Here is a 15,761-nt window from a genome sequence, read left to right as displayed (position 1 = left end):
CCAATGCTGGATCACAAACTTTTCTACTTTATTGCCGGGCTGACACTCGGGCTCGCGCTGGCCTTTGGTCCGGCGGTGGTCCGGCGCGTGGTCAACGCGCTGGAGGGGCCGGATCGGGTGGCGGTCTATCGGACGCTTGATGGACACGACCTGCACCTGCATGTGTTTTCGGCCAAAGGACAGCGGCCGTCGACGGGGGCGCCTGCGCTGCTGCTGTTTCATGGCGGTGCCTGGCAGTACGGCAGCCCCGAGGCCTTCTTCCCGCAATGCCGGGTGTTTGCCGCGCGCGGTGTGAGCTGTATCAGCGCCGAATACCGGATTGCCTCGCGACATGACACCGATCCGCGCGCGGCCGTTGAGGACGCGCATGCGGCTTTGGCCTATCTGCGGGGCCATGCGGGGGAATTGGGTATCGACGCGGCGCGTATTGCCGCGGGCGGCGGTTCGGCGGGTGGGCATCTGGCTGCCATGCTCGGCGTGGCTGCCGATGAGGCGCTCCGGCCTGCCGCCATGGTGCTGTTCAACCCCATGCTGGATCTATCACCGGGCAAGCCGGACCATCATCTGGTGGCGGAGTTCTGGCAGGCGGTGTCGCCGTTTCAGATGATTGATTCGGCCCCGCCGCCGAGTTTGATTTTGCTCGGCACCGAAGATCGCGAGGTACCGGTGGCCAGCGCGCAGGCGTTTTGCGATGCGGTGATCGGTCACGGTGGGCGCTGCGAACTGGCTTTGTATGAGGGCGCGAAGCACGGGTTTTTCAATCTGCGTGAGAATGACCGGGCGTACTTCGATGCCACCAACCAACGCGTCGCCGCGTTTCTGGCCGGCTTGGGCTGGCTGAGCGACTGAACGCACCGGCCGGTTTGGCTGATATTGGAACCACTGATGAATTCGATTCTCGACAATATTCCCTGGCACACGCTGTCGGGGCCGCACGCCCGGTTCTCTGTGGGCACGGACAGCGTGCGCCGTTACGCGCCGGGCTTTTCACCGATCATCGGTTTTGCCGATTTGGTGCAACCGGATCTGGCGGCCCTGAAGCCATTTTGCCAATCGGGTGAGCATTTTTACTGCGCGGGCTGGACCGGCGTGGTGCCGGCGGGTTGGCGGCTTGAGGCCGAAGCGAGCATGTTTCGCATGGTGTGGGCGGCGGAGGTGCCGGCAGAGGACACGCTTGCCGACGCCGGGATCGTGCCCCTCACCGCTGAGCACGCCGAGGCAGCGCTGGCGCTCGCCACGCTCACCAACCCCGGCCCGTTCGGGCTGCGGACGCTCGAATTGGGCGACTATCTCGGCAGTTTCGAACGCGGCCAATTGGTGGCCATGGCCGGCGAGCGCATGCAGGCGGGTGCGTTTCACGAGATCAGCGGCGTGTGTACCCACCCGGACTTTCAGGCTCGCGGGCTGGCTAAACGGCTGATGCTGGCGCTCGTTCGCCGCCAACTGCAGCATGGCGAGACGCCGTTCCTGCATGTGATGAGCGACAACGCCACAGCCCACGGCTTGTATCAGCGGATGGGTTTCGAGGATTACTGTGAGGTGCCGGTGCGGGTGATTTCGCGGCTGTAGATCGTAGCCCGGATGCAGCGCAGCGGAATCCGGGAGCATGGGGTGAGTCGGCAAAGCCTTCGCGTTGAGTTGCGGCGTTCCCGGATTCCGGCCTGCGGCCTGCATCCGGGCTACGCGCTTACATCGCCGTGAGCTGCGCATACAGCATCGGCAGCCGCGACGGCAGGTCTTCGGGTTTTCGGATGACGGTGAAGCCGGCGGGGCCGAAGAGGTGGGGCAGGTAGCCTTCGCCTTCCTTGTCGATGGTGACGCAGAAGGGTTTGAGGCCGGCGGTGCGGGCTTCGATGAGGCTCATGCGGGTGTCTTCGATGCCGTAGCGACTGTCGTACTGGTCGAGGTCGTTGGGCTTGCCGTCGGAGAGGATGAGCATCAGGCGCAGGGCGTTGGGCTGTTTTTCGAGGATGCGGCTGGCGTAGCGGATGGCGGCGCCCATGCGGGTGTAGTAGCCGGGCTTGAGCGCGGCGATGCGGCCGCGGGTGGGGGCGCCATGCTTTTCTTCGAAGGTCTTGATCTGGTGGAAGCGGATGTTTTCGCGCCGCCGGCTGGAGAAGCCGTAGAGCGCAAAGTTGTCGCCGGTGGCGCCGAGCGCTTCGGAGAACATCATGAGGCTGTCGCGGATCACATCGATGACGCGGGCGGTGTCGCTGACCCAGGCGTCGGTCGATAGCGAGAGGTCGGCGAGCACCAGGCAGGCCATGTCGCGTTCGTGGCGCTCGAGCTTGAGGTAGCTGCCGAAGTCGTTGTCGCTATGGCCGGCGCGGCGGTCGGACCAGCTGCGCACGCAGGCGTCGACATCGAGTTCGGAACCGTCGGGCTGGTTCTTGAACCAGCGGCGTGACGGAGCCAGCGCTTCGAGTTGCTGGCGCACTTTGCGCACGGGTTTGCGCAGGCGCTCGGGCACCTCGATGGGCGGGGCGTCGCGGGCATCGAGCAGGTCGAGCCGGCACTGGTCTTTCTTGAGGATGCGTTTTTTCCAGTCCCACTCGGGCAGCAGAATGCCGCTTTTGAGGGGGATGTCGTCGGCGGCGGCCGAGGGCAGGTCGAGGTCGAAACGCACGCGCGAGGCGATGGTCTTGCCGTCGCGGGCGATGGCGAGCTTGTCCATGTCGGGTGCGGCTTTGGCCGCGTCGTCATCAGTGTCTTCGTCCAGCGCGCGATTGACCTTCACATACTCGGCCCACGACACCAGGGACTCGGCGCGGAAGGGGAGGATGAAACCGTTTTCGCCGTCGGGCATGTCTTCGCGCGTGGCTTGCTGGCGCTGCTGGGTGGCGTCGACGGTGTCGCCGCGCTCTTCGTCGGGGTCTTGCGGATCGCTTTGCGCATCGTCTGGCTGGGTGCGGCGGTCGATCTGCGCGGGCGAGGGGTAGAGCCACAGCGGCACCGGTTGTGGCGGACGCTTGCTGGCCGGCAGCGGACCGATGCTGCCGGGGTCGTTGAGGGCTTGGCGAATGGCGGTTTCGACGGCGGCTTCGTCCTTGGGCAGCTTTTCGGGTGGAAGGCGCAGTTCAAGGCACGCGGTGACCAGCCGGCGATAGCGCGATTCGAAGCCGGGGTAACGTTGCAGGGTGAACAGGGTGGCCTGCTGGTTGGCGATGAGCCAGTCGCCGGTGGCGCGTCCGGTGGCGGCGGCCTGGGCGATCAGCCACAGGTAGAGGTCGCGGTTGGCGGCACGATCGGGAAACAGCGACAGGCTGGGCGGCAGGTTGAGGGTTTCGGCGTCGCGCGTGGCATGGGCGACGCGGTCTTCGATGTGGGCGACGCGGGCCAGCCAGCGACGCCGGCTGCCGTGCTCGACTTCGGCCGCGGCGGCCACGCGCAGGCCGGGGTCGCCGCCGAGGGCGCGAAACAGGACGCCTGCGGTTTTCTCGATGTCTTCGAGATGCACGATGGCGTCCGGGTAGTCGCGCCGGGCGCTGCGGGTGATGAATTTGTGCCAGAGATCGCCGACGTATTCTTCCATTAGCTTCTTACCTTTGTGCTGGCGCGCAGGCCGGCTTCGTTCTGTCTTGCGGCTTCGCCGCTGACCCATGAGAGCAGCGGGCCGTTGGGGTTGTCTTTTTGGGTGGTGGCGCAGGCGCTGATGCATTGCGCGCACTGGGTGCAGGTGAACATCTGGCGCTTGATGTTGCGCGGTTTGAGGCGCATCGGGCAGACGTGGTCACAGGCGGAGTAGCAGTCGTTGCAGTCGGCGCCGCGCTTGCGCTCGAAGCCGACCACCATGGCGTCGCGGTTGCCCATCCAGGCGAGTGACTGGAACAGGCCGACGGCGCAGGCAAAGCGGCAGAACAGGTGTCGCGCGAAGAGGAATTCGGCCGACAGCACCACGGTGCCGGCGGTGATGAAAATGAACTGGTTGCGGGTGGGGGTGCCGGCCAGCAAATTGCCGTACACCTCGAAGGGCGGCAGCAGATAGGTGAGCAGCACCACGGCCCACACGAAGGCAAAGCCGACGGCGAGCGGGGCGGTGATGAACCACCAGCGTGGATCAGCGCGCCAGGTGGTGCCGTCGGGTTCGCGGGTGGGGAGCGCGCGCTTTTCCCAGACGCTGGGTTTGCCGGTGGCGCGGCGCATGAACTGGTTGATGGTTTCGACCACCGAGAAGTGCGGGCACAGCCAGCCGCAGTAGAGCCGGCCCCATTTCCACGAGACCCAGATCAGCACGGCACCCGTGCCAAGAATGGGCAGGAAAATCTTCAGACCGATGTTGGTCCACAGTTGGCCGAGGCCGATCAGGCCTGCGCTGTAGTCGGACAGCCCGACGCGCCATTCCATGCCGAGAAACCAGGCATGGCCAGCGACAAGGTCGTAGCGCAGCAGGTCGAACACCGGGGCGAGCACAAAGAGGACAAAGAAGCTGATTTGCGCCCACAGGCGCGTGCGCTGCCGGCCGCCATCGGGCGCGCGGCTGCCGGCCGGAATGATTGGGATGATGCGCTCAGACACGTCAGATATCACAGGGTCGGCCGACCAGCGGGAAGCGGTAGGGCTTGCCGGCGAGTGCGCGGGCCAGCCCGATCGCGCCGAAAAAGATCAGCGTGGTGTGGCAGGTGGTGAAGTAGAGAATGGCGACCACCCAGGTGTTGGCCGACTGATAGCCGCCCAGAAAAATGATGGCTGCGTTGGCGATGATCAGCAGGAAGCCGGCCCACAGACTGGCGAAGAACACCTGGTCGAGGTGGCAGCGCGCGAGCGCGGTGGCGTCTTTGCGCTTGGTGAACCATAGCCAGACGATGCCGATGAAGCCCACGCCTGGCACGATCATGAGATTGACCAGGTAGAGGGCTTCGGCGGCGACGGCAAGTGCCTGACCTTCTTCGGATGTGGCGGGGGAGGTGGTATCCATGGCTGGGCTCGCTTGGCGGGTGGAATGCTTTCAGCGTAGCAGGCCGCCCGCGCGATGCGGGTGGCTCAGCGGCCGAAAGTCGCGTTGACCACTTCCATCAGGGCGTCGGCGGTCTCGATGTCGTCGGTCAGACTTTCGACAATCGCGGCGCGGCAGGATTCAACGGGATCGAGTCCGTCGCGAATCAGTGTTGCCGCGTAAACCAGCAAGCGGGTGGAGACGACCTCTTCGAGGTCAACATCCTTGAGGGCGCGCAGGCTGCGGCCGATGTTCACCAGGCGGGTGGCCAGCATCGGGTCGCAGGCGGTTTCGCCAATGAGCACGTTTTGCTCGCGCTCGGCGCTCGGGAAGTCGAAGCGCATGCTCACGAAGCGCTGTCGCGTCGAGGGCTTGAGGCCTTTGAGGAAGTTCTGATAGCCCGGGTTGTAGCTGATGACGAGCATGAATCCCGGCGGGGCTTCGAGCAATTCTCCGGTGCGGTCGATGGGCAGCACGCGGCGGTCGTCGGCCAGCGGATGGAGCACTACGGTGGTGTCCTTGCGCGCCTCGACGACTTCGTCGAGATAGCAGATGCCGCCTTCGCGCACGGCGCGGGTCAGCGGGCCGTCGCACCACACGGTTTCGCCGTCGCCGATCAGGTGCCGGCCAACCAGGTCGGCCGCGGTCAGGTCGTCATGGCAGGCAACGGTGTGCAGCGGCAGCTTGAGCCGGGCCGCCATGTGGGCGACGAAGCGGGTCTTGCCGACGCCGGTGGGGCCTTTGATGAGCAGGGGCAAGCGATTCTTCCAGGCGTGCTCGAAGAGTTCGATTTCGTTTCCGGAGGCTTCGTAATAGGGCAGGTCGGTGTTCACGCGGGTATCCATCTTTTGGCTTGTTCTCTGAAGGTTCGGATCAGGGCAGGCTGATCAGGTAGGCGAGGCTGATCAGCCCCAACACCAGAAGCGCCCACCCTATCACGATGCCTCGCCAGAAGAATTTGACGGGACGCAAAGCCATGAAGTCGAGGATGACCAGACGGCACTTGACGAAGGTCAGCGTGAGCAGGCCGCCCATGACTGGCAGCAGCACGTTGTGGTCTTGCCACCAGTCGCCGATCAGCCAGGTGGCGATGGTGGCGGCGACGAGGATGGCGTAGGCGAGGTCGATCTTTCGGGCGGGAATGATTGGGCTCATGTCAGCTCCTTAGCGCATCACGTAGACCAGCGGGAACAGCACGATCCACACCAGATCGACCATGTGCCAGTAGGCCGCGCCGCTCTCCAGGCCGTTGGCGCTGTCGGGCGTGTAGAGGCCTTTTCGGGTTTGCGCCCACAACACCGTCAGAATCACCATGCCGAGAATGACGTGCATGAAGTGAAAGAAGGTGAGCGAGATGTAGAACATGTAGAAGGTGTTGGTCGACAGCGTGATGCCGGCGCCGAACACATGCGAGTACTCGAACAGCTTGATCACCAGAAAGCCGGCGCCCCCGGCGATGCCGCCGAGCAACCAGCGGCTGGCCTTGGCGCTGTCGTTGTACTTGACGACGGCGTGCACGCCGCGTGCCACGCACCAGCTGGCGGTGATCAGCAGCAAGGTGTTGGCGGCGCCCGCGTCCCGGTTGAGGGTGCGCTGCATTTCGTCGAACAGATCAGGGTTTTTCGCGCGCGCAAAGGCGTAGGCGGCGAAGAACACCGCGAAGGCCAGCAGTTCGGCCAGGATGAAAAACCAGATGGCGAGATCGCCGGGCGGCGCCAGTGCTGGCGCCTCCGCCGACTCGGGGAGTGCGGTGCTTGTTGGGGTCATGGTTCTGTCTTGTAGTAGTGGATCAACAGATCAGCGAAGGCTAATTGAGTTCGGTTTTGCCGACCTTGATGTGAACCAAACCTGGCTCAGATGGCTTGCCAGAGTTGACAGCGATTATTGGCCGGCATGGGCAGGTCGGCCAGGTGGCGCAGGCCCGCAGCCTTGGCCAGCGCGTCGACGGCCTCGAGATCGCGGATGCCCATGTGCGGCGCCTCGGCGCGCAGGCGGGCATCAAACAGGGCGTTGCTGTCGCTGGTGTGCTGGCCGCCAATGCGGAAGGGGCCGTAGATGAGGACGCGCGCGCCGGGGGCGAGCACCGCCGGCAGCCTGGCAAACAGTTGCTCGACTTCGGGCCAGCCCATGATGTGCAGGGTGTTGGCCGAAAACACCGCGTCGACCTGAAGCTGCGGCCAGGTGCCGCACACATCCAGTGCCAGCGGCGGTGGCGTGTTAGGCAGCGCCGCGTCGTCGAGCCACATCTGGATGCCCGGCAGATTCTGTGGCCGATCGGAGCATTGCCAGGTCAGCTGCGGCAGGGCGGCGGCGAAATGAACGGCGTGCTGGCCGGTGCCGGAGCCGATTTCGAGCACATGGAGGTGGTCTGCGAAGTGGGTCGCGATGATCTCGCGGATCGGTTCGCGATTGCGCTCGCAGGCGGGAGAGAAGGGCTTTTCCATGGGGGTTTCCGCAGTGGGCTTTTTCGCCGGTGCGATCTCAAGTTGATCGGTCGAACGACGTTATCACTCTTATAACTTAAGCCGGATGAGTGGGGACAGACATGCAGATTTTCAACCGGATGAAATTGTCGGTGCGTTTATTCGTGCTGGCACTGGTGGCGCTGGTTTCGCTGGCGTTGGTGTCGGCCGGCGCGCTGCGATCACTGGATGAGTTGCTGACCGCCGAACGGCGTAGCAGCATCGAGCGCCTCACCGAGTCGGCGCATGCCACGGTGGCGTACTTCCATGGCCTGGCCGACAAGGGTCAGATGAGCATGGATGAGGCCAAGGCGCAGGCCGCCGCTGCCGTAGGCGCGATGCGTTATGGCGATGGGGAGTATTTCTGGATCAATGACATGAACCAGGTCATGGTCATGCATGCGGTCAAGCCGGCGCTCAATGGCAAGGATCTGTCGGCGCTGAAGGATTCCAACGGGAAGCTGATCTTCAAGGACATGATTACGGTCGTCGGTCAGACAGGCCATGGCTTTGTCGACTACCTTTGGCCCAAGCCGGGTGAGGACGCGCCGCAACCGAAGATCTCGTTTGTGAAAGGCTTTACGCCGTGGAACTGGGTGATCGGCACCGGCGTGTATGTGAGTGACCTGAAGACCATTTTCTGGTCGCACGCGTCGAATTCGCTCATTCTGGTGGCGCTCGGATTTATCGTCACCCTGGGCGTTTGCTGGCTGATCGGCCGCAGCATTTTGCGGGCGCTGGGTGGCGAACCGGACATGCTGGCCACAGTCACCCAGCGGATCGCATCGGGCGATCTCAGCGGTGAGGTGGTGGTGCCCAGAGGGGATAGCAGCAGCGTGGTGTTTGCCATCCACCGGATGCAGGCGGATCTGAAAACCATGATTCAGGCGGTGCGTCGCCAGGCGGAGCAGATCGCGGTGTCGGCGCAGGCCGTGGCGCAGGCCTCGGCGACGGTGCGCGAGGCGGCGGGCGGTCAGGCGTCGGCGGCCGAGTCGACGGCAGCCGCGGTGGAAGAGATCGCGGTCAGCGTGGCCCATGTGGCGTCGAACACCGAAGAGTCGCAGGCCAATTCGGAGCGCACGTGTGCGGCCGCGAGTGAGGGTGAGCAGCAATCGTCGGTGGCGTCCGAGAGCATTGCCAATGTGTCGGAAACGGTGGCCAAGGCGGCCGCCCAGATCCAGGTGCTCAAGGCCCGTTCGAGCGAAATCGGCACCATCGCCCAGGTGATCCGCGAGATCGCCGATCAGACCAATCTGTTGGCACTCAATGCCGCCATTGAGGCGGCCCGTGCTGGCGAGCAGGGTCGGGGGTTTGCGGTGGTGGCGGATGAGGTGCGCGGTCTGGCAGAACGGACCGGCGCGGCAACCTCGAAGATTTCGGAGGTGATCGTGGCTGTCCAGAAAGAGACCAACACCGCGGTCGAGAGCATCGAGGCGATTACGCCGAAAGTGCAAAAAGGCAGTGAATTGTCGGCGCAGGCCGCCAGTTCGCTGCGCTCGATTCAGGACAGCGCCCGCGGCACCATGCAGCGGGTCAGTGATGTGGCGCTGTCGATGAAGGAATTGAGCGCGGGCGCGGATGCGATTGCCAAGAACATGGAGGCGATTACCGAGATGGCCGGTCGCAGTACCGAAGCCACCGAGCGCAACGCCGATGCCACAGCGGTGCTGGAGGGTACCGCCAGTGAGTTGAAGCAGCTGATCGACCGCTTCCGGACTTGAGGCATCGTCGGCTCATACAAGCAAATGGCCACCCTCGGGTGGCCATTGTCATGCGGCGGCAGATTATTAAAGACGCCGCTCGCGCGAGTTGCGATCGCGCTCGACCTTGAGGATGTAGCGGTGAATCACCGAGGCCACGCGCTCGGGCAGGTCAACGAACTCGCAGCCGGCACGCAGCATCGAGATGCCGTTGCGGTTGGTGACGCGGAACAGGTTGCGCACGCGCAGTCGGGCTTGCACCGTGCCGATCTCGGGGAGCTGGATCTGGCACTGGGTGAACTCGGTGTCGGGTTTGAATTCGACGCCTTCGGGCGGCACGATCACTGCCACGCCGCCGCCGGAGATGTCGAGCACACGGGCTTCAAAGGTGTTGGTGGGGCCGTCTTCGGCGGGCACCGGAATCTGGCAGATCAGCGAATGCGCCACAGGTGCGATCAGGCGGTAGTACTCGCGGCGCTGCAGGCGCAGCAGACGGTCGGGCAGGGGGGCTCTGAAGGCGGGCGCGCCTTCGAACTGCGTGCTGGTGATACCGGGGATCGGGAATTGCACTTTGACGTTTTCGATCTGGGTGATGCAGATCAGTTCTTCGGCGGCTTCGGCCTGGCGGTTGCGGTTTTCGTCGGGCGCGACGTCGAGGATCAGGTCCTCGTCCTCGATGGCCAGCACCGCGGTGAGGAGGAAGTCGCGACCGCCGCTCAAATAGGCCGTCACCATCGCGCGCTTGGCGATCAACTGGCGCAAGACCTGAATGATCTCGTTGCGATCGCGCAGCAGATAACGACCAAAGTCGTCGGACTGCAGGAGTTCGAACTTGAGTGCGGCGTTGTCGGTTTGAGTCATTCGTTGGGCGGCAGGGCGGGTGTCGGTGAAAGCGTTGTTATAGCACGGGCGGCGGGTGGGGCAGAACGCGCCTCATCAGCTTTTTACGTTTTCGTCGTGTTCCATGCGGTAGAGCCAGGCCAGAAGCTCGGCCACCGCCACATAGAGCTGCGGGGGAATGCGTTCGTCGAGGTCGACCTGCATCAGCAAGGCGAGCATTTCTGGCGATTCGTGCACGTAGACGCCGGCTTTTTTTGCTTGCTCGATGATCTGGCGGGCGATCAGGCCGCGCCCCTTGGCGACCACGCGCGGTGCGGCCTCGCCGGCCGAGTAGGCCAGCGCGACGGCTTCGGCACGCGGGGTGTCGTCGAGGAGGTCGGCCGGGTCCGCGCTCATGAGCCGGGGCCTACCCGAAGTTCTTTTACGGTGATGTTGGCCTTGCCCATGGCCTCGGAGAGTGCGTCGCGATGTCTGGCCAAGGTGTCGGTGGTGTCCGGGTTGTCGGCCGACAGTTTGATGCGGATCCCGCTGGCGTCGAGGGCGATGCGTGCCTCGACGCCGCCGAGGGTGGGCAGGTTGAGGCGCAGGGTGGTTTTCCACGGGGTGTCTTCGGCCGCGGCTTCGCCGCCATCGTCCTGCGGATCCTCGATTTCCAGCGCCATGGGTTGGCCCGGCCAGGCTTGCCCAAGCCAGGTGTAGTTCTGGGTGGCGAGGGCGTCGAGCTGCTGGTGCATGACCGGTAGCAGGCGGTCGGGGATGAGCTCGGCGCGCGCGCCGACCGCCGCCTGGGCGGTCGCCGCGGCGGAGCGGGCCGCGACGCTGCTGTCCGTTGCCGTACTGCCTTGTGGCGCCGGTGTGTTCTGCGTGCTCTGGCCGCTGGTTTGTGCGAGGCTCTGGCGTGCCTGCGGCTCCCGGAGAAGCACTTCGGTATCCAGCTTGCCGGTGCTCCAGCGGGCGAGGTGAGACTCGTAAAACATGCCGCTTTCGCTGATGCCCTGGCGCAGCGCTGCGGCAAGCGCCGCGGGGCTGGGCGGGCCGGCAGCGGCTTGCAGGGGCTGGCCGCGGGCGATGGTCGGGGGCTCGGGTGCGGGCTGGCCGGTGAGCAGAAAACTGATCAATCGTCCGGTGGGGCTCAGCGCGGCACGGGCGGCGGTGTCGGTCGGTGCGGCCGCAGCGGGATTGGCGATGACGGCGTGGGGCGTGTTGCGTGCAACGACCAGCGCCAGCCGTTCGCCGACCTGCGCTTGCTGCGGCAGGGCGAGTTTGATGGTGCGGCCATCGACGACGGCTTCGAAGGTGCCGTCGGGGAGGGCTTTCTGGATGAGCGCGCTGAATTTGTCGCCGGCACGATACTCCGGCAATTGCGACGGCACGGCGCGAGCCGGCTGCAGCGGCTCGAGCGGGGGTTCGTCGGCAAAGAAACTGGCCTCGGTCAGCAGTCTCAGGCGTGCTGCGAGGTCACCTGGAATCATGATCTGTCCGTCCGACCGTGGGTTGTCTGGCCGCCGAGCATGTGCCCGCGGCCTGCGGAAGTGCTAACGATAGCTTTGTGACAGTTTGCGGTGGTTGTTGGTGCCCGCCATTTCGTTTTTGGTGTGTTGTCTCAGGGTGTCGATGTGCGGCTGGGCAGCACGGATGCTGGCCAAGGCGCGCTCGATCAGCGCGGCCAAGGCTGCCGTCTGGCTGCGATCTTGCGGGGCGCGCGGTCGTTGGCGAATCGTTTCGAGCAATTGCTCCTGCTGGGTCTGGAGCGTGCTCATCTGCTCCCAATCGCCTTTCTCGGCAGCGCTGGAGAGCGCTTCCAGCGTGGCTGCCAGACGGGTGAAGTCAGTGATTGGAGCGGTCATGGTGCGTCTCCTCAGGGCTTGGCTGCGGCCTGTTTCTGGCCCAGTTCGGTCCAGGCGCTGCCGATGTCGGCGAGCAGGCGATAGGCTTCGTCGAGGATGTTGGCGTCGTTGCTCAGGTTGGCCTTGAGCAGCAGCATGACGATGTACTCGTAGAGATCGTCGAGGTTCTGCGCCAGTTCGCCGCCTTCCTTGATGTTCAGCGCGGCGCGCAATCCGCTGCCGATGATGTCGATGGCTTTGTTGATGGACTCGGCTTTGGCACTGGTTTTTCCTTCCAGCATGTGTGCTTTGGCAAGATTGATCGACAATAGCGCGCCGTTGAACAGCATGACGATCAGGCCGTGCGGCGAGGTGCCCAGGGCTTCGGCTTCGACGCCAGCGGTGCGGTAGGCGGCAGCGGGGTTGGTGGTGTTTGTGAACATGTTGCAGTAGTCCTGTTTGGCCGGTCGGGGTGCTTACAGGTTGCTCAGACTTTCGAGTTGTTGGGTGAGGTAGGTGCTGGTCGTGTTGAGACTGGCCACGAGTGTGTCGAGCGCGGTGAATTGCGCGCGCAGTCGGGCTTCGGTGAGATCAAACTGTCGCTCCAGCCGTTCGCGCTGACCATCGATGGCGGAAATCGAGGTTTCGATGCCGGTGACGCTGTTGTCGATGAGACCGTCGGATTGGGTGAAGGCCGTGGCCATCGTGTCGATCGCGCTGCCGTAGGCGCCGAGTGAGGCGACGACACCGTCAAAATCGGTGGCGACCGCGTTGCTCAGCTTGGTGCTGTCGAGCGTCAACGTGCCGTCTTGCGCAAAGGAGACGCCGAGGCTGAACAGGTATTGATAGTCGCTGCCGGCAATGCTGGTGGGCACGGTGCCCATGGTGTCGCGCATGCGGCCGAGCAGCGTGCGGGTGACGGAGTCGCCGTTGAGCGGCTCGCCGACCTTGGTCTCGGCGTTGTAGGCACTCTTGGTGCTGATGTCGAGGCGCAGGCTGTTGTAGGCGTCGACCATGGCTTTGACCGCGGTTTCGATGCCGGTGCTGTCACGTGCGACATCAAGCGTGCTGGACCCGAGCGCTTTCGCCGTGACGGTGACGTTGGAGATGGCGCTGGTGACGGTATTGCTTTGCGAGGTGACCGTTTCGCCTTCGATCGTGATGATCGAGTTGAGCGCCGCGGTTGCGCTCGGATGCGCACCGTCGAAGGTCGCCAGGCCGGTCAGGTTGGCGTCGCCGCCGCTGACCGACAGCGTAAAGGCGTTGTCGGTGCCGGTCTCTTTCGAGGTGAGCACCAGGCGGCTGCCGGCATCGCCGGTAACCACGGTCGCCCGTACGTCGATGCCTGCGTCGTTGATGGCGTTGGCCACATCCTGCAGGCTGTTGCCGCCGCTGGCGAGCACCACGTCCTGGGTGCTGCCGTTGATCGAGAAGCTCAGTGTGCCGGCGCCAAAACTCGCGCCGCCGGCTTGAATCGCGGAGAAGGACTTTTGTGCCTTGGCTAACTGCACCACATCGATCGCGTAGCTGCCGGTCTTGGCGAAGGTGTCGGCGGTGGCCGAGATCACATCGCCATCGCCGACCGTGGCCGCGAACGCCGCCAGTTTGTTGGGGTCGCTGAGTGTCTTGGAGGCGGTTTGCAGCTCAGACAGCTTGCTTTTGACTGAGCCCAGCGCAGAAATCTTGGCCGAGTAGGACGACTCCTTCTGGGTAAGTGTCGTCAGCGGCCGACGTTCCAGCGCCATCAGTTGACTGACGATGCTGTTTGAGTCGAGGCCGGAGCCGATACCCAGGGATGAAATGCTGCCGGTGGCCATGATGTGCCTCCTCGTTACGCTTTTTGCTCGACGAGCAAGCCGGCGCGAATGTCGGCAATGTTGTCGTTGAGCATTTCTGCGATTTTCAGAAACTCTTCCGACGGAATCTGTCGGATCACTTCTTTGGACTCGCGTTCAATGACTTTGATCACCACCGTGCCGGACTTGTCATTCAGACTGAAGGTGATGTCGCGCGCGATGGCTTGCAGTGAGGCTTGCGCTCGCTCGACGGTCTCCTTCAGTTTAGCCGGGTCTTGCTCAAGCGCCGCTTTGGCTTGCGCTTCACGCGCAGCATTGGCTTTCTCAAGTTCTTGAGCCTGCTGAACCTGTTCGGCGGCGTCGGCGCGTCCTGGAGCGGATCCTGCCCGGCCGTTCGGCGCGGCTTGCGATGACACAAACTGGGCAGCGGTGGGACTGACGGGCTGGATGCTCATGATGCTCTCCTGATTGCCGAGGCCGGTGGCATCGTTTGCCGACACCGGCAGATCCGACCGGCAGGCTTTGCCGGTCGTTCGGCGCTAAACAAGGCTTAACCTTGCAACAAAGACAAAACGCTCTGCGGCACGCTGTTGGCCTGAGCGACCATGGCGGTGCCGGACTGTTGAAGAATCTGGGCGCGGGTCAGGGCTGCGGTTTCGGCAGCGAAGTCGGCGTCCATGATGCGGCTGCGTGCGGCGTATTGGTTCTCGCGCGCGGTTTCAAGTTGCTGGATGGTGAATTGCATCCGGCCCATCACACCGCCAATGGTGGCGCGGTTGCTGGCGACGGAGTTGAGCGCGTCGTCGATTGCGGAAAGCGCTGACACGGCGCTCGCGGTGGTGCCAATGGACGATGTTCCTGCTGCTGAAAGTGATGCGACGCTTGCGAATGCAGCGCTCATGCTGTCGCCCGAACCGGCGCCAATCTGGAAGGTAAAAGATCCAAATACGGACTGATTGTTTAGCTTGGCAGCACCTTGCAGACGACCCAACTCTGTATTCAATTGCTGGTACTCGGCGTTGAGGTAGCCCCGCTCCGTGTCAGAGATGGTGCCATTCAATGACTGAACAGTCAGTTCCCGCATGCGCTGCAGGATGTCCGCCGATGTGCCCAGGGCGCCATCGGCGGTTTGGGAAAAGGAGATGCCATCCGAAGCGTTGCGCATGGCAACGGTCAAGCCACGTGCGTCTGCCTCCATCCGTTGAGCCACCGCCAAGCCAGCCGCATCGTCACGCGCGCTATTGACGCGCAGGCCGGACGATAGCCGTTGGAGCGATGTGGCCAGACCTTCCTGGCTACGGTTGAGGTTGCGCTGAGCGTTCAGCGAGTAGACGTTTGTGTTGATGACCTGTGCCATGACTGCCTCCTTTTGGCGTCCGGCCTTCGGTCAGCCGGACGATCCCAAATTGGTTGGATTAGCCACGTAGCAGCGACAACACGTTCTGCGGGACGCTGTTCGCTTGCGCTACCATCGCGGTACCCGACTGTTGCAAAATCTGTGCCCGCGTGAGGTTGGCGGTTTCAGAGGCGAAGTCGGCGTCCATGATCCGGCTACGCGCAGCGTATTGATTCTCGCGCGCGGTCTCGAGTTGCTGGATGGTGAATTGCATGCGGCCCATCACACCGCCGATGGTGGCGCGGTTGCTGGCGACGCTGTTAAGTGCGGCGTCGATTGCAGTGATTGCGGCCGAGGCGTTGGCCGAGACGTCGCTGCCGGGGCCAGCCACACTGCCAAACGCAGCGGTCATGCTGTCTGCCGCTGCGGCGCCGATCTGGAACGTAAAGGAACCGAAGACTGCCTGGTTGTTCAGCTTGGCCGCGCCTTGCAGCCGGCCCATCTCGGTGTTGAGTTGCTGGTATTCCGCGTCGAGGTAGCCGCGCTCGGTGCCGGTAATGGTGCCGTTCAAGGCTTGGACCGCCAGTTCGCGCATCCGCTGCAGCATGTCGGCCGAAGTGGCCAGCGCGCCGTCGGCGGTTTGTGCGAAGGAGATACCGTCGGAGGCGTTACGCATGGCCACGGTCAGACCGCGGGCATCGGCTTCCATTCGTTGAGCCACGGCCAAGCCGGCGGCATCGTCACGGGCGCTGTTGATACGCAGACCTGAGGACAAACGCTGCAGCGAGGTGGCGAGGCCTTCCTGGCTACGGTTCAGGTTGCGCTGGGCATTCAGCGAATAGACGTTAGTGTTGATGACTTGTGCCAT

The 15,761-nt window shown here is 64.0% G+C and carries 19 protein-coding genes; 3 read left to right on the top strand and 16 right to left on the bottom strand.

Going from position 1 to position 15,761, the window contains the following annotated elements; translation table 11 throughout:
- The first annotated feature begins 3 nt into the window (after window positions 1-3).
- A complete protein-coding gene (locus FHP89_RS20175) occupies window positions 4-849 on the top strand; it encodes an alpha/beta hydrolase (RefSeq protein WP_144179715.1) in 846 nt (281 codons plus the stop codon).
- Between the two features lie 36 nt (window positions 850-885).
- Entirely contained in the window at window positions 886-1,569 is a 684-nt protein-coding gene (locus FHP89_RS20170) for a GNAT family N-acetyltransferase (RefSeq protein WP_144179714.1), read from the top strand.
- 118 nt (window positions 1,570-1,687) lie between these two features.
- Here FHP89_RS20170 and FHP89_RS20165 read toward each other — a convergent pair whose 3' ends face one another.
- The 7 genes from FHP89_RS20165 to FHP89_RS20135 form a co-directional block, all read right to left on the bottom strand.
- On the bottom strand, window positions 1,688-3,532 hold the full coding sequence (locus FHP89_RS20165; protein WP_144179713.1) for a nitric oxide reductase activation protein NorD: 1,845 nt from the start codon (window positions 3,530-3,532) through the stop codon (window positions 1,688-1,690).
- A complete protein-coding gene (locus tag FHP89_RS20160) occupies window positions 3,532-4,515 on the bottom strand; it encodes a 4Fe-4S binding protein (protein ID WP_144179712.1) in 984 nt (327 codons plus the stop codon). Before FHP89_RS20160 ends, FHP89_RS20165 begins: the two co-directional genes overlap by 1 nt.
- Window position 4,516: 1 nt before the next feature.
- Window positions 4,517-4,915, bottom strand: coding sequence for a hypothetical protein (locus FHP89_RS20155; protein ID WP_144179711.1), 399 nt, complete (start codon window positions 4,913-4,915; stop codon window positions 4,517-4,519).
- 65 nt (window positions 4,916-4,980) lie between these two features.
- A complete protein-coding gene (locus FHP89_RS20150; RefSeq protein ID WP_144179710.1) occupies window positions 4,981-5,778 on the bottom strand; it encodes a CbbQ/NirQ/NorQ/GpvN family protein in 798 nt (265 codons plus the stop codon).
- Window positions 5,779-5,806: 28 nt separating this feature from the next.
- Window positions 5,807-6,088 (bottom strand): cytochrome C oxidase subunit IV family protein, encoded by a 282-nt coding sequence (locus tag FHP89_RS20145; RefSeq protein WP_144179709.1) that lies wholly within the window; start codon window positions 6,086-6,088, stop codon window positions 5,807-5,809.
- A 9-nt stretch (window positions 6,089-6,097) separates the two neighbouring features.
- A complete protein-coding gene (locus FHP89_RS20140; protein ID WP_144179708.1) occupies window positions 6,098-6,700 on the bottom strand; it encodes a cytochrome c oxidase subunit 3 family protein in 603 nt (200 codons plus the stop codon).
- Between the two features lie 86 nt (window positions 6,701-6,786).
- Window positions 6,787-7,377: a DUF938 domain-containing protein gene (locus FHP89_RS20135; RefSeq protein ID WP_144179707.1), complete on the bottom strand. Its 591-nt coding sequence runs from the start codon at window positions 7,375-7,377 to the stop codon at window positions 6,787-6,789.
- A 101-nt stretch (window positions 7,378-7,478) separates the two neighbouring features.
- On the opposite strand from FHP89_RS20135, the gene FHP89_RS20130 reads away from it, so the two are divergent.
- A complete protein-coding gene (locus FHP89_RS20130) occupies window positions 7,479-9,116 on the top strand; it encodes a methyl-accepting chemotaxis protein (RefSeq protein WP_144179706.1) in 1,638 nt (545 codons plus the stop codon).
- 66 nt (window positions 9,117-9,182) lie between these two features.
- On the opposite strand, the gene FHP89_RS20125 is transcribed toward FHP89_RS20130, so the two are convergent.
- The 9 genes from FHP89_RS20125 to FHP89_RS20085 form a co-directional block, all read right to left on the bottom strand.
- Window positions 9,183-9,956, bottom strand: coding sequence for a flagellar brake protein (locus tag FHP89_RS20125; protein WP_144179705.1), 774 nt, complete (start codon window positions 9,954-9,956; stop codon window positions 9,183-9,185).
- A 75-nt stretch (window positions 9,957-10,031) separates the two neighbouring features.
- Complete coding sequence (locus FHP89_RS20120; RefSeq protein ID WP_144179704.1) at window positions 10,032-10,331, bottom strand: EscU/YscU/HrcU family type III secretion system export apparatus switch protein; 300 nt, start codon at window positions 10,329-10,331, stop codon at window positions 10,032-10,034.
- Window positions 10,328-11,407 carry a flagellar hook-length control protein FliK gene (gene fliK, locus FHP89_RS20115; protein WP_144179703.1) on the bottom strand — a complete coding sequence of 360 codons (1,080 nt, stop codon included), beginning with the start codon at window positions 11,405-11,407 and terminating at the stop codon, window positions 10,328-10,330. Before fliK ends, FHP89_RS20120 begins: the two co-directional genes overlap by 4 nt.
- A gap of 63 nt (window positions 11,408-11,470) precedes the next feature.
- Window positions 11,471-11,782 carry a flagellar protein FliT gene (locus FHP89_RS20110; RefSeq protein WP_144179702.1) on the bottom strand — a complete coding sequence of 104 codons (312 nt, stop codon included), beginning with the start codon at window positions 11,780-11,782 and terminating at the stop codon, window positions 11,471-11,473.
- Between the two features lie 11 nt (window positions 11,783-11,793).
- Entirely contained in the window at window positions 11,794-12,204 is a 411-nt protein-coding gene (gene fliS / locus FHP89_RS20105) for a flagellar export chaperone FliS (RefSeq protein ID WP_144179701.1), read from the bottom strand.
- A 33-nt stretch (window positions 12,205-12,237) separates the two neighbouring features.
- Window positions 12,238-13,578, bottom strand: coding sequence for a flagellar filament capping protein FliD (gene fliD, locus FHP89_RS20100; RefSeq protein WP_144179700.1), 1,341 nt, complete (start codon window positions 13,576-13,578; stop codon window positions 12,238-12,240).
- A 14-nt stretch (window positions 13,579-13,592) separates the two neighbouring features.
- Window positions 13,593-14,012 carry a flagellar protein FlaG gene (locus FHP89_RS20095; RefSeq protein ID WP_144179699.1) on the bottom strand — a complete coding sequence of 140 codons (420 nt, stop codon included), beginning with the start codon at window positions 14,010-14,012 and terminating at the stop codon, window positions 13,593-13,595.
- A 95-nt stretch (window positions 14,013-14,107) separates the two neighbouring features.
- Window positions 14,108-14,914: a flagellin N-terminal helical domain-containing protein gene (locus tag FHP89_RS20090; RefSeq protein ID WP_144179698.1), complete on the bottom strand. Its 807-nt coding sequence runs from the start codon at window positions 14,912-14,914 to the stop codon at window positions 14,108-14,110.
- A 58-nt stretch (window positions 14,915-14,972) separates the two neighbouring features.
- The coding region (locus FHP89_RS20085) for a flagellin N-terminal helical domain-containing protein (RefSeq protein WP_144179697.1) at window positions 14,973-15,761 on the bottom strand (789 nt) is incomplete at its 5' end.

It is taken from the genome of Denitromonas ohlonensis, from assembly GCF_007625205.1.
GTDB lineage: Bacteria > Pseudomonadota > Gammaproteobacteria > Burkholderiales > Rhodocyclaceae > Nitrogeniibacter > Nitrogeniibacter ohlonensis.
The sequence above is the reverse complement of the archived record's forward strand: the minus strand, read 5'-3'. Positions and strand labels throughout refer to the sequence as shown.

Bases quoted from the DNA above. Each gene is read 5' to 3' on its own strand.
- FHP89_RS20175 (WP_144179715.1), top strand. From the start codon at position 4: ATGCTGGATCACAAACTTTTCTACTTTATTGCCGGGCTGACACTCGGG.
- FHP89_RS20170 (WP_144179714.1), top strand. From the start codon at position 886: ATGAATTCGATTCTCGACAATATTCCCTGGCACACGCTGTCGGGGCCG.
- FHP89_RS20165 (WP_144179713.1), bottom strand. From the start codon at position 3,532: ATGGAAGAATACGTCGGCGATCTCTGGCACAAATTCATCACCCGCAGC.
- FHP89_RS20155 (WP_144179711.1), bottom strand. From the start codon at position 4,915: ATGGATACCACCTCCCCCGCCACATCCGAAGAAGGTCAGGCACTTGCC.
- FHP89_RS20150 (WP_144179710.1), bottom strand. From the start codon at position 5,778: ATGGATACCCGCGTGAACACCGACCTGCCCTATTACGAAGCCTCCGGA.
- FHP89_RS20145 (WP_144179709.1), bottom strand. From the start codon at position 6,088: ATGAGCCCAATCATTCCCGCCCGAAAGATCGACCTCGCCTACGCCATC.
- FHP89_RS20140 (WP_144179708.1), bottom strand. From the start codon at position 6,700: ATGACCCCAACAAGCACCGCACTCCCCGAGTCGGCGGAGGCGCCAGCA.
- FHP89_RS20135 (WP_144179707.1), bottom strand. From the start codon at position 7,377: ATGGAAAAGCCCTTCTCTCCCGCCTGCGAGCGCAATCGCGAACCGATC.
- FHP89_RS20130 (WP_144179706.1), top strand. From the start codon at position 7,479: ATGCAGATTTTCAACCGGATGAAATTGTCGGTGCGTTTATTCGTGCTG.
- FHP89_RS20125 (WP_144179705.1), bottom strand. From the start codon at position 9,956: ATGACTCAAACCGACAACGCCGCACTCAAGTTCGAACTCCTGCAGTCC.
- FHP89_RS20120 (WP_144179704.1), bottom strand. From the start codon at position 10,331: ATGAGCGCGGACCCGGCCGACCTCCTCGACGACACCCCGCGTGCCGAA.
- fliK (WP_144179703.1), bottom strand. From the start codon at position 11,407: ATGATTCCAGGTGACCTCGCAGCACGCCTGAGACTGCTGACCGAGGCC.
- FHP89_RS20110 (WP_144179702.1), bottom strand. From the start codon at position 11,782: ATGACCGCTCCAATCACTGACTTCACCCGTCTGGCAGCCACGCTGGAA.
- fliS (WP_144179701.1), bottom strand. From the start codon at position 12,204: ATGTTCACAAACACCACCAACCCCGCTGCCGCCTACCGCACCGCTGGC.
- fliD (WP_144179700.1), bottom strand. From the start codon at position 13,578: ATGGCCACCGGCAGCATTTCATCCCTGGGTATCGGCTCCGGCCTCGAC.
- FHP89_RS20095 (WP_144179699.1), bottom strand. From the start codon at position 14,012: ATGAGCATCCAGCCCGTCAGTCCCACCGCTGCCCAGTTTGTGTCATCG.
- FHP89_RS20090 (WP_144179698.1), bottom strand. From the start codon at position 14,914: ATGGCACAGGTCATCAACACAAACGTCTACTCGCTGAACGCTCAGCGC.